Here is a 12,568-nt window from a genome sequence, read left to right as displayed (position 1 = left end):
TCCATCACTCCATGAAGCCTTGCAGCTTCAATTCAATGGAGCGCGGGTTCTCGCCCTCGGCAATCGACAGGATGCCCTCGAGGAGCATTTCCCGATAACGCGACTGGCGAAAGGCAATCGACTTGAGCTTGCTGGCCACCGGCAGCAGTATCAGGTTGGCACTGGCCACGCCGTAGATGGTCGCGACAAAGGCCACGGCAATCCCGCTACCCAGTTGCGAGGGGTCGCCGAGGTTGCCCATCACGTGAATCAAGCCCATCACCGCACCGATGATACCGATGGTCGGCGCATAGCCGCCCATGCTTTCGAAGACCTTGGCGGCCTCGATATCACGGCTTTCCTGGGTGTAGAAGTCCACTTCGAGGATGCTGCGGATGGCTTCCGGCTCGGCACCGTCGACCAGCAGTTGCAGGCCCTTGCGCGAGTAGGTGTCGGGCTCGGCCTCGGCGATGCTTTCCAGGCCCAACAGGCCTTCCTTGCGCGCCGTCAGACTCCAGTTGACCACGCGCTCGACGCCGGCAGGCAGATCGATACGCGGTGGAAAGAGGATCCAGATGAGAATCTGCATGGCGCGCTTGAACGCGCTCATCGGCGATTGCAGCAAGGCCGCGCCGATGGTCCCGCCCAGCACGATCAAGGCGGCCGGACCGTTGGCCAGGGCCCCCAGGTGACCACCTTCGAGGAAGTTGCCGCCGATGATGGCGACAAACGCCAGAATCATCCCGATAAGGCTCAACACATCCATCAGAGACAAGCCTCGACCAGGTGCTTGCCGATTTCATCGAGGCTGTACACCGCATCGGCCAGCTCAGCCTTGACGATGGCCATGGGCATGCCGTAGATCACGCAACTGGCTTCGTCCTGGGCCCAGATGGCACTGCCGCCCTGCTTGAGCAGGCGCGCGCCTTCACGACCATCGGCGCCCATGCCGGTGAGGACCACCGCCAGAACTTTGTCACCGTAGGACTTGGCCGCGGAACCGAAGGTGATATCCACACAAGGCTTGTAGTTCAGACGCTCATCGCCTGGCAGGATTTTCACCGCGCCACGCCCATCGATCATCATCTGCTTGCCGCCCGGGGCGAGCAGGGCCAGCCCGGGACGCAGGATGTCGCCATCCTCGGCTTCCTTGACGCTGATCTGGCAAAGCTTGTCCAGACGTTCGGCAAAAGCCTTGGTGAAGGCCGCCGGCATATGCTGGATCAACACGATGGGCGCCGGGAAGCTGGCCGGCAACTGGGTCAGGACCCGCTGCAGGGCCACCGGACCACCGGTGGAGGTACCGATGGCAACCAGCTTGTAGGCCTTGCGCTTCGGCGCGCCGGAGGTCGAGACCGCGGCGTGTGCGGGCGCCGGAGCGCGACTGGCCACCGGGGTGGTGCGCACGGGTGCCGGAGCCGGGCTGCCGTAGCTGCTGGACGCCGGTGTCGGCGTAGGGGCCGGAGACGGCGCGGCAGCAGGCACACTGCTGAAGCGGCGGTTACTGCGCGAGATGCTGTGAACCTTCTCGCACAGCAGCTGCTTGACCTTCTCCGGGTTGCGCGAGATATCTTCGAAATTCTTCGGCAGGAAGTCCACGGCCCCGGCGTCCAGCGCATCGAGGGTGACCCGGGCGCCTTCGTGGGTGAGGGACGAGAACATCAGCACCGGCGTCGGGCAGCGCTGCATGATATGCCGCACCGCCGTGATGCCGTCCATCATCGGCATCTCGTAGTCCATGGTAATCACGTCCGGCTTGAGGGCCAGGGCCTGATCGATGGCTTCTTTACCGTTGGTCGCCGTACCGACGACCTGAATGCTTGGATCCGCCGAAAGAATTTCCGAGACGCGGCGGCGGAAAAACCCCGAATCATCCACCACCAGGACCTTGACTACCATAAACACTCCGTTAGGCACGGCGGCGGGCTTAAGCCCAGCCGCCGGGCCAGAATCAAATACGCCGTGCGGCGTAACGCTTGAGCATGCTCGGCACGTCGAGAATCAGGGCAATGCGACCGTCACCGGTAATGGTGGCGCCCGACATGCCCGGGGTCCCTTGCAGCATCTTGCCCAGCGGTTTGATGACCACTTCTTCCTGGCCGACCAACTGATCGACGACAAAGCCGATCCGCTGGGTGCCCACCGAAAGGATCACCACATGGCCTTCGCGCTGCTCCTCATGAGCGGCCGAACTGACCAGCCAGCGCTTGAGGTAGAACAGCGGCAGGGCCTTGTCGCGGACGATCACCACTTCCTGGCCGTCGACCACATTGGTGCGCGACAGGTCGAGGTGGAAGATCTCGTTGACGTTGACCAGCGGGAAGGCAAAAGCCTGGTTGCCGAGCATGACCATCAGGGTCGGCATGATCGCCAGGGTCAACGGGACCTTGATGACGATCTTCGAACCCTTGCCCTTGGTCGAGTAGATGTTGATGGTACCGTTGAGCTGGGCGATCTTGGTTTTCACCACGTCCATGCCCACGCCACGCCCTGACACGTCGGAAATCTCGGTCTTGGTCGAGAAGCCCGGGGCGAAGATCAGGTTGAAGCAGTCGGTCTCGCTCAGGCGATCGGCCGCATCCTTGTCCATCAGGCCCTTCTTCACCGCGATACTGCGCAGCACGTCGGCGTCCATGCCCTTGCCGTCATCGGAGATCGACAGCAGGATGTGGTCACCTTCCTGCTCGGCGGAGAGGATGACCCGACCGCTGCGGGACTTGCCCATGGCTTCGCGGTCGGCCGGTTCTTCGATACCGTGGTCGACCGAGTTGCGCACCAAGTGGACCAGCGGGTCGGCCAGGGCCTCCACCAGGTTCTTGTCGAGGTCGGTCTCTTCGCCCACCAGTTCCAGGTTGATCTCTTTCTTCAACTGCCGGGCCAGGTCGCGAACCAGGCGCGGGAAGCGGCCGAAGACTTTCTTGATCGGCTGCATACGGGTTTTCATCACCGCGGTCTGCAGGTCGGCGGTCACCACGTCGAGGTTGGACACGGCCTTGGACATGGCTTCATCGCCGCTGTTCAAGCCCAGGCGCACCAGGCGGTTACGCACCAGCACCAGTTCGCCGACCATGTTCATGATCTCGTCCAGGCGCGCGGTATCGACCCGCACGGTGGTTTCCGCTTCGCTGGCGGCCGGCTTGTCGCCGGCCGCAGCGGCAGGCGCCGGGGCACGGGCCGGAGCCGGCGCGGCGGCGGCAGGTGCCGGTGCGGCCTTGGCCGGTGCTGGCGTCGCTGCGACCGGCGCTGGCGCCTTGGCAACCGGTGCAGGTGCGGCGGCAGCCGGTTTGGTCGCGGCCGGCGTGGCCACCGCCGTGGTCGCGGCCACTTCGGTGAACTTGCCCTTGCCATGCAGCTCGTCGAGCAGCGATTCGAATTCCTGGTCGGTGATCAGGTCGCCGCTTGCAGCGCCGGTTTTCTCGGCCGCCTGAGCCGCAGCCGGAGTGGTATCGAGCGCCTCGACCTTGAACGAACCCTTGCCATGCAACTGGTCGAGCAAGGCTTCGAATTCGTCGTCGGTGATATCGCTACTTTTTTCAGCCCCACCGCTGGCCGCCGCCGGTGCTGCCGGCGGAGTGGGCGCCGCCACGGCATCCGGCGCGAACTGGCCCTTGCCGTGCAACTGATCGAGCAGGGACTCGAACTCGGCGTCGGTGATTTCATCGCCACCGGCCTCGCCTTGTACCGCAGCCACCGCTTTGGGCGCCTCGGCTTCGGCCTTGACGCTGTTCAGGGAGTCGAGCAGCATTTCGAATTCGTTATCGGTGATGTCGCCGGATTCGCTTTCAGCGACCGGTTCCGGCTCCGCCACTTCGGCCACTGGCGCGGCCACTTCCTCGGCACCCGCCGGTTCCGCCAGGCGCGCCAAGGCCGCCAGCAGCTCCGGGGTGGCCGCAGTGATCGGGCCACGTTCACGGACTTCGCTGAACATGCCGTTCACCGCATCCAGCGCTTCCAGGACCACGTCCATCAGCTCCGAGTCGACGCGTCGCTCCCCCTTGCGCAGGATGTCGAACACGTTCTCGGCGATGTGACAGCACTCCACCAGCTCGTTGAGCTGGAGGAAGCCGGCGCCCCCTTTTACAGTGTGAAAACCGCGAAAGATTGCATTGAGCAGATCCGCATCATCTGGCCGGCTTTCCAGCTCGACCAGTTGTTCGGACAGTTGCTCCAGAATCTCGCCGGCCTCAACCAGAAAATCCTGAAGGATCTCTTCATCGGCGCCGAAGCTCATGTGTTTGGGTGCTCCTAGAATCCAAGACTGGAAAGCAAATCGTCGACATCGTCCTGACCGGACATAACGTCTTCACGTTTATCGGCATGAATCTGCGGACCTTCACCCTGGGCCATCTGTTTTTGTGGGTCTTTTTCGGCAAGAAGCGCATCGCGGTCATGTTCGATACCGGCAAAGCGGTCGACCTGACTGGCCATCAGCACCAATTTGAGCAGATTGCTTTCCACTTCGGTGACCATCTGGGTCACGCGCTTGATCACCTGGCCGGTAAGGTCCTGGTAATCCTGGGCCAGCAGAATATCGTTCAGCTCGCTCGAAACAGCGCGGGTTTCCTGCTCGCTGCGGGACAGGAACGTCTCGACCCGCCGCGCCAGCTCGCGAAACTCCTGGGCACCGACTTCGCGCCGCATGAAACGGCCCCAGTCGGCGCCCAGGGCCTTGGCCTCGACGTTCAGGCCAGTGATCCTCGGGGTCGCACTCTCCACCAGGTCCATGGTGCGATTGGCCGCCGCTTCGGTCAGCCTGACCACATAGGACAGGCGCTCGGTGGCGTCGGTGATCTGCGACACTTCCTCGGCCTGCGGCATATGCGGGTCGATCTGGAAGTTGACAATGGCGCTGTGCAATTCGCGGGTGAGCTTGCCGACTTCCAGGTACAGGCCACGGTCACGGGTCTGATTCAGCTCATGGATCATTTGCACCGCGTCGCCAAACCGGCCTTTTTCAAGGCTGTCGACCAGCTCGCGGGCATGTTTTTTCAGGGTTAGTTCAAAATCACCCAGTGAAGATTCGTTGTGCTCCATAGCGCCCCCGTGGTGGACTTCATCAACCGATGCGTTCGAAGATCTTCTCGATCTTCTCTTTCAACGCCTGGGCCGTGAATGGTTTGACCACATAGCCGTTTACACCGGCCTGGGCAGCTTCGATGATCTGCTCGCGCTTGGCTTCAGCGGTCACCATCAGCACCGGCAGGTGCTTGAGCTTTTCATCGGCGCGCACGTGGCGCAGCAGATCGATACCGGTCATGCCGGGCATGTTCCAGTCGGTGACCAGAAAGTCGATGCTACCGCTGTTGAGGACGGGAATCGCGGTAGTACCGTCGTCCGCCTCAACCGTGTTGGTGAACCCGAGGTCACGCAACAGGTTCTTGATGATCCGCCGCATCGTTGAAAAATCATCAACGATGAGGATTTTCATGTTCTTGTCCAATTCGACCTCCAAGCAGTCTTAAACGCGTACAGCACCTGGACGCGCTGTTCAATCAATTCGGCACAGCACTCAACGACTGCATGGAAACGCCATCCGGCCGAGTCACCCGCAAGACGTCAAACGCCTTGCCGGTCTCGTTCGCAGTGTTCCCACACTGCCCTCAGCGCGCTCGCCACTCCCCCAAACGCCCCCGCAAACGGGCCGCGCACTGGCTGTGTAACTGGCTGACTCGCGACTCGCTGACCCCCAGCACCTCACCAATTTCCTTGAGGTTCAGCTCCTCGTCGTAGTACAGCGCCAAGACCAGTCGCTCACGCTCCGGCAAATTGGCAATCGCATCCGCCAGCGCTGCCTGGAAGCGTTCATCCTCCAGGTCGCGCGACGGCTCGAGATGAGTACTTGCGCCGTCCTCGTGCAGCCCTTCATGGTCGCCGTCCTGCAACAGGTCGTCGAAACTGAACAGGCGGCTGCCCAAGGTATCGTTCAAAATCCCGTAATAATCGTCGAGACTCAATTGGAGTTCGGCTGCAACCTCGTGATCTTTAGCGTCACGGCCGGTTTTTGCTTCAATTGCGCGAATTGCGTCACTGACCATACGGGTATTGCGGTGTACCGAACGTGGTGCCCAGTCGCCCTTGCGCACTTCATCGAGCATCGCGCCGCGGATACGAATGCCGGCATAGGTCTCGAAACTGGCCCCCTTGCTCGCGTCGTACTTGGTCGAGACTTCCAGTAGCCCGATCATCCCGGCCTGGATCAGATCCTCGACCTGGACACTGGCCGGCAACCGCGCCAGCAGGTGATAGGCGATACGTTTGACCAACGGTGCGTAACGTTCAATCAATTCATATTGGCTGTCACGCGACGACTTGGAATACATGCGATAGCCACTGGCAGTCATAGCACCGGTCCCGCACTCGTTTGATGCACCAGACGCTCGACGAAAAACTCCAGGTGCCCCCGTGGATTGGCGGGAAGCGGCCAGGTGTCGACCTTCTGAGCGATAGCCTTGAACGCCAAGGCACATTTCGAACGAGGGAATGCCTCATAGACCGCACGCTGCTTTTGCACGGCCTTGCGCACACACTCGTCATAGGGAACGGCGCCGACGTATTGTAAGGCCACGTCCAGGAAACGATCCGTGACCTTGGTCAACTTGGCGAACAGGTTGCGGCCTTCCTGCGGGCTCTGGGCCATGTTGGCCAGCACGCGGAAGCGGTTCATGCCGTAGTCGCGGTTGAGCAACTTGATCAAGGCGTAGGCATCGGTGATCGATGTCGGCTCGTCGCAGACCACCAGCAGCACTTCCTGGGCCGCGCGGACGAAGCTGACCACCGACTCACCAATGCCCGCGGCGGTGTCGATCACCAGCACGTCGAGGTTGTCGCCGATATCGCTGAATGCCTGGATCAGGCCGGCATGCTGCGCCGGGCTCAGGTGCACCATGCTCTGGGTCCCCGAGGCCGCCGGCACGATACGAATCCCGCCCGGGCCTTGCAACAGCACATCGCGCAGCTCACAGCGGCCTTCGACCACGTCGGCCAGGGTACGTTTGGGTGTCAGGCCCAGCAGGACGTCGACATTCGCCAGCCCCAGATCCGCATCCAGCAGCATGACGCGCCGGCCAAGCTCAGCCAGGGCCAGGGATAAATTCACTGACACGTTGGTCTTCCCGACGCCACCTTTGCCGCCGGTCACCGCGATCACCTGTACGGGATGCATGCTGCCCATGTTCTCTTCTTACCTTGTCTTGCTTAGACGGAAGGCCACATAACTGGCTGCGCGTTCACTTGTCGGAACAATGCGTGGCAGACCATCGATGTAGGTAATTTGCAACGTCTGAATACTCATCTCAACCCACCCGTTTTGACGGGCTGTGGTAGATATCAGCGAACATATCGGCCATGGCTTCCTCGCTGGGTTCTTCCTGCATTTGCACACTGACCGCCCTGGACACCAATTGATGCCGGCGCGGCAGGTGTAGATCATCCGGAATGCGTGGCCCGTCGGTCAGGTAGGCCACTGGTAATTCGTGACTGATGGCCAGGCTCAGCACTTCGCCGAGGCTCGCCGTTTCATCAAGTTTAGTCAGGATGCAACCGGCCAGCCCGCAGCGCTTGTAGCTGTGGTAGGCGGCGGTCAGCACCTGTTTCTGGCTGGTGGTGGCCAGGACCAGATAATTCTTCGCCTTGATCCCGCGTCCGGCCAGGCTTTCCAGTTGCATGCGCAACGCCGGATCGCTGGCCTGCAGGCCGGCGGTATCGATCAGCACCACGCGCTTGCGCAGCAGCGGGTCGAGGGCCTGGGCCAGGGACTGGCCCGGGTCGACATGGGTCACCGAGACGTTGAGGATCCGCCCCAGGGTCTTGAGTTGCTCCTGGGCACCGATACGGAAGCTGTCCATGCTCACCAGCGCGATGTTCTGCGCGCCGTACTTGAGCACATAACGCGCCGCCAGCTTGGCCAGGGTGGTGGTCTTGCCCATGCCGGCCGGGCCGACCATGGCGATCACACCGCCTTCTTCCAGTGGCTCGATCTCGGGCGTGACGATCATCCGCGCCAGGTGCGCCAGCAGCATGCGCCAGGCCTGGCGCGGCTCCTCGATCCCGTTCACCAGCTCCAGCAGGTCCCGCGACAGCGGCCCGGACAGGCCGATACGCTGCAGGCGACGCCAGAGGTTGGCCTGTTGCGGCTGACGACCTTGCAACTGGTTCCAGGCCAGGGAGCCGAGCTGGACTTCCAGCAGCTCGCGCAGGCCGTTGAGCTCCGAACGCATCGAGTCGAACACTCGCTGGTCCACCGCCGGGGCGTGTGCGACAGGCGCTGGCGCCGGGCGCCGCGGCTCTTCGAAAGTCGGTTCGATCAGCGGCTCGGCGGCGGTCAGCGGCAGGCCGGCGAACAGTTGGCGATTGGTCGTGGCGTCGGTATCGCCGTCGCTGCGCAGGCTCAGCTCGGCCTGGGCGGTAACGATACGCGACTGAGTCTTGCGCAGCTCGTCTTCGAGTTCCATGTTCGGCACCCGCGGCGACAGCGCCGAGAGCTTGTAGTCCAGGGCAGCCGTCAGCTCGACACCGCCCGCAATCCGGCGGTTGCCGATAATGGCCGCGTCGGAGCCCAGCTCATCACGAACGAGCTTCATGGCCTGACGCATATCGGCGGCGAAAAAACGCTTAACTTGCATAACCCACTACCTCAGCCGTTGGGCCCTACTGTCGCAACGATGGTCACTTGCTTGTTGTCCGGAATTTCCTGGTAGGCCAAGACATGCAGACTTGGCACCGCCAGTCGTCCAAACCGCGAAAGCATCGCGCGAACCGGTCCAGCTACCAGCAGGATCACCGGCTGCCCTTGCATTTCCTGGCGCTGGGCGGCGTCGATCAACGAACGCTGGAGTTTCTCAGCCATGCTCGGCTCCAGAAGAACGCCTTCTTCCGAGCCTTGTCCGGCCTTCTGCAGACTATTGAGCAATATCTGTTCCAACCTTGGTTCCAAGGTGATCACAGGCAGCTCGGACTCAAGCCCCACAATGCTTTGGACGATTGCGCGGGATAATCCGACGCGAACCGCGGCAACCATAGCGGCAGTATCTTGACTCTTGCTGGCATTGTTGGCGATCGCTTCGGCAATGCTGCGGATATCCCGGACCGGCACGTGTTCGGCGAGCAGGGCTTGCAGCACCTTGAGCAGATGCGACAGGGAAATGATCCCCGGCACCAGCTCTTCGGCCAGCTTCGGCGAGCCCTTGGCCAGCAACTGCATGAGTTGCTGGACTTCCTCGTGGCCGATCAGTTCGCTGGAGTGCTTGTAGAGAATCTGGTTGAGGTGCGTCGCCACCACGGTACTGGCGTCGACCACGGTATACCCCAGGGACTGCGCCTGGGACCGCTGGCTGACCTCGATCCAGACCGCTTCCAGGCCGAAGGCCGGGTCTTTGGCGGTGATCCCGTTGAGGGGACCGTAGACCTGCCCCGGGTTGATCGCCAGTTCGCGATCCGGGTAGATCTCGGCTTCGGCCAGGGTCACGCCCATCAGGGTCAGGCGATAGGCGCTGGGTGCCAGGTCGAGGTTGTCACGAATATGCACCGTGGGCATCAGGAAGCCGAGGTCCTGGGAGAGCTTCTTGCGCACCCCCTTGATCCGCGCCAGCAACTGCCCGCCCTGGTTGCGGTCCACCAGCGGAATCAGGCGATAACCGACTTCCAGGCCGATCATGTCGATGGGGCTCACGTCATCCCAACCCAGCTCCTTGGTTTCCTGGGTTCGCGCCGGCGACGGCAGCAGTTCCTGCTGGCGCTGGACTTCGGCCAGGGCCTGGACCTTGGCGACGTTCTGTTTTTTCCAGACCAGATAGGCGATGCCACCGGCGACGGCCGCCAGGCTGATAAAGGAAAAGTGCGGCATGCCCGGCACCAGGCCCATCACCGCCATCAGGCCGGCGGCGACACCGAGGGCCTTGGGGGAGGCGAACATCTGCCGGCTGATCTGCTTGCCCATGTCTTCCGAGCCGGAAGCCCGGGTCACCATGATCGCCGCCGCTGTGGATAACAACAGTGATGGCAATTGCGCCACCAAACCGTCACCGATGGTCAGCAGGGCGTAGACCTTGCCGGCGTCGGCAAAACTCATATGGTGCTGGAAGATCCCGACCGCCATGCCGCCGATCAGGTTGATGAACAGAATCAGCAGGCCGGCGACGGCGTCACCGCGGACGAACTTGCTGGCACCGTCCATGGAACCGTAGAACTCGGCTTCCTGGGCGACTTCCAGGCGGCGCAGCTTGGCCTGTGGCTGATCGATCAGGCCGGCGTTGAGGTCGGCGTCGATCGCCATCTGCTTGCCGGGCATCGCATCGAGGGTGAAGCGCGCGCTCACCTCGGAAATCCGTCCGGCGCCCTTGGTGACCACCACGAAGTTGATGATCATCAAGATCGCGAAGACCACGATACCGACCACGTAGTTGCCGCCGATCACCACCTCGCCGAAGGCCTGGATCACCTTACCGGCGGAGGCATGACCTTCCTGGCCGTGGAGCATGACCACCCGGGTCGACGCCACGTTCAGCGCCAGGCGCAACAGCGTGGCGATCAGCAGGATGGTCGGGAATACCGCGAAATCCAGCGGTCGCAGGGCGTAGACGCAGACCAGCAGGACGACAATCGACAGGGCAATGTTGAAGGTGAAGAACACGTCCAGCAGAAACGCCGGCACCGGCAACATCATCATCGCCAGCATGATCAACAGCAGCACCGGCACACCGAGGTTGCCGCGGCCGAGGCTGCTCAGGTTGCTGCGCGCCGAGTTGAGAAGTTGAGAGCGATCCACCGGTATTCCTCGTCACCTTGAAGCAAACTTTTGACGCCGGGAGCGTCATAGGCCTGCCACTGCAAGAAGCCTTCCAACTTTTGCAGTACAAGGTAACGAGCCGCCTCCAACCAGGGGTTCTACCGGGCGACCCGGATGTCGTTCGCGGTCAACTTGCCAAACTGCAGGTCACTCCCTTTCACGTACAGGATCCCGCGATTCAACCGGGCATCCTCGACCTTGACCTGGTCTTCATGGAAATACCCCAGAACGACAATCGCCGTCGGGGCACGCGAAAGCAGGTCATGCCCCAGCATCAAATTGAGTGCCCACTGAAATTCGATGATGGGCAAATCGGCAATGACGATCCGGCGCTTGCGGTCGCTCCAGCGAAAATCCTGCCCGACCGTGATAAAGACATCATCGTCGAAAAACTCGAAAACCGGCTTGCCATAACGCCTCGAAAGTCCATTGGCGGACCAATCACTCATATAGTCATTCGGATTGCTGAATACCCCGCAGAGTTGCTCGAATGAACGAATACTTCCCGCATTGCCGGAAAAGTAATTGTACGAATAGTGATAGGCCAGACCGGCCAACTCGGGACGGATGGCGTTGATAGGAGCATCGAGGTAACCCGGAATATGGGTGTTGGCTGCTTCTTTGAAACGTTCAAAATCCAGTAACAACCTGAAAGTGATCGAATAGCCGATCGCACCGATTTCAGGTTTGTCCTCCAACCTGCCCGATACAAATAGCAACCCCATCCCTTCCAGCCGCTCATATTGCTCGTTGCTCATGATCGTTCGCTCCCATGATGGCCATCCCTGAGAAGAATGAAACCTCCATGGAGCCTATGAGGCGCCAGGCAAACGAACGCGGTCTACTGTCAGAATTGACAGTTTTATGCAAAAAGTACTGCCACTGGTCGTGCCGCCGAGACAAGAGCTGGCGCAGGGTGCGCAACGCAGAAGACGTGCAGCCAAAAAAACCACTCTGATAGCCTCATCCCCGCCCTATTGCCGCTTTAGTTAAAAACAATCCAATAAACCACACTCTTAGTACAACTCAACATAAAAAACTGTCAGTTCTGACAGTTCACGAGAAATCTTTCCCGCCCCTATCATCGTTATGCAACACGGAATGACAAGCACACATCGAATATCCACCATCGCGGGGGTTAGCTTGCCCCTACCCCTCCAAACTCAACGGATGCAGATTCATCCAAACAAAGAGAGACATCCTCATGAAAGGACCCACTCAAAACTTAACTGCTCCTGGAAGCATAGATAGTGAATTTGGATTTCTAGGCTCGTTCTCTGACTTCAGGGCGGGCACTCTGCTCATGAGCATCGCTGGTCTGCGCCCCCGCGGAGAAATACTCTTTGTAGGGACGCATCTGGAAAACAACCAACTGAGTTTTCAACTGGCGCAACTCACCAATCTGGGACGCCTTGATCCGTCTTTTGGCCCAGATGGCACCGGCAGCCTCCTCGGCGTATTCAAAACAGGAAGCGAGGCCACCGCCACCGGGGCTCAGATACTCAAGGATGGCAAAATACTCTTGGCCGGCCATCACCGTTCATTCGCAGGAGAGTCCCGAATTGCACTGGCACGCTTCCTGGAAAATGGGGCGCCTGACGAAAGTTTTGGCAATAAGGGCAGCGTTATTCTCCCTCGTCTCACCGACGCGCCACCCAACCTCCCCCAGGACCACCTTTCCACCCTGAGAAACCGCAGAACGCTGCTGAGCCACCCCAGGTCAAATATCGTTGTGGACCCCGATGAAAAAATTATCATCGGACAAAACGCGCTTCTGCTGAGGCTGGAAAAAAAAGGAGAGATCGA

The 12,568-nt window shown here is 60.9% G+C and carries 10 protein-coding genes and 1 pseudogene; 1 reads left to right on the top strand and 10 read right to left on the bottom strand.

Annotated features, from left to right (window positions below):
- Positions 1-4 precede the first annotated feature (4 nt).
- From M5C01_RS02765 to M5C01_RS02720, 10 genes are all read right to left on the bottom strand, one after another.
- Entirely contained in the window at positions 5-745 is a 741-nt protein-coding gene (locus M5C01_RS02765) for a flagellar motor protein (RefSeq protein WP_103495938.1), read from the bottom strand.
- Positions 745-1,878: a chemotaxis response regulator protein-glutamate methylesterase gene (locus M5C01_RS02760; RefSeq protein WP_103495939.1), complete on the bottom strand. Its 1,134-nt coding sequence runs from the start codon at positions 1,876-1,878 to the stop codon at positions 745-747. The genes M5C01_RS02765 and M5C01_RS02760 overlap by 1 nt, the downstream gene beginning before the upstream one ends.
- Before the next feature lie 52 nt (positions 1,879-1,930).
- Positions 1,931-4,210, bottom strand: coding sequence for a chemotaxis protein CheA (locus M5C01_RS02755; protein WP_103495940.1), 2,280 nt, complete (start codon positions 4,208-4,210; stop codon positions 1,931-1,933).
- 14 nt (positions 4,211-4,224) lie between these two features.
- Positions 4,225-5,013, bottom strand: a complete 789-nt coding sequence (locus tag M5C01_RS02750; protein ID WP_103495941.1) for a protein phosphatase CheZ — start codon at positions 5,011-5,013, stop codon at positions 4,225-4,227.
- 22 nt (positions 5,014-5,035) lie between these two features.
- Positions 5,036-5,407, bottom strand: coding sequence for a chemotaxis response regulator CheY (locus M5C01_RS02745; protein ID WP_003183998.1), 372 nt, complete (start codon positions 5,405-5,407; stop codon positions 5,036-5,038).
- A 172-nt stretch (positions 5,408-5,579) separates the two neighbouring features.
- A complete protein-coding gene (gene fliA, locus M5C01_RS02740; protein ID WP_152737245.1) occupies positions 5,580-6,320 on the bottom strand; it encodes an RNA polymerase sigma factor FliA in 741 nt (246 codons plus the stop codon).
- Positions 6,317-7,150, bottom strand: a complete 834-nt coding sequence (gene fleN, locus M5C01_RS02735; protein WP_040069867.1) for a flagellar synthesis regulator FleN — start codon at positions 7,148-7,150, stop codon at positions 6,317-6,319. The genes fliA and fleN overlap by 4 nt, the downstream gene beginning before the upstream one ends.
- A gap of 121 nt (positions 7,151-7,271) precedes the next feature.
- On the bottom strand, positions 7,272-8,600 hold the full coding sequence (flhF, locus tag M5C01_RS02730) for a flagellar biosynthesis protein FlhF (RefSeq protein ID WP_103495943.1): 1,329 nt from the start codon (positions 8,598-8,600) through the stop codon (positions 7,272-7,274).
- 11 nt (positions 8,601-8,611) lie between these two features.
- Entirely contained in the window at positions 8,612-10,741 is a 2,130-nt protein-coding gene (gene flhA / locus M5C01_RS02725) for a flagellar biosynthesis protein FlhA (RefSeq protein WP_177100135.1), read from the bottom strand.
- A gap of 119 nt (positions 10,742-10,860) precedes the next feature.
- A complete protein-coding gene (locus M5C01_RS02720) occupies positions 10,861-11,520 on the bottom strand; it encodes a hypothetical protein (RefSeq protein WP_152737244.1) in 660 nt (219 codons plus the stop codon).
- 446 nt (positions 11,521-11,966) lie between these two features.
- Here M5C01_RS02720 and M5C01_RS02715 point away from each other — a divergent pair.
- Positions 11,967-12,568: pseudogene (locus M5C01_RS02715) on the top strand (hypothetical protein); the annotation flags it as partial.

It is taken from the genome of Pseudomonas sp. MWU12-2319 (assembly GCF_023242525.1).
In the GTDB taxonomy this organism is placed as follows: Bacteria; Pseudomonadota; Gammaproteobacteria; order Pseudomonadales; family Pseudomonadaceae; genus Aquipseudomonas; species Aquipseudomonas gingeri_D.
This window is presented reverse-complemented; position numbering and strand designations above follow the sequence as displayed.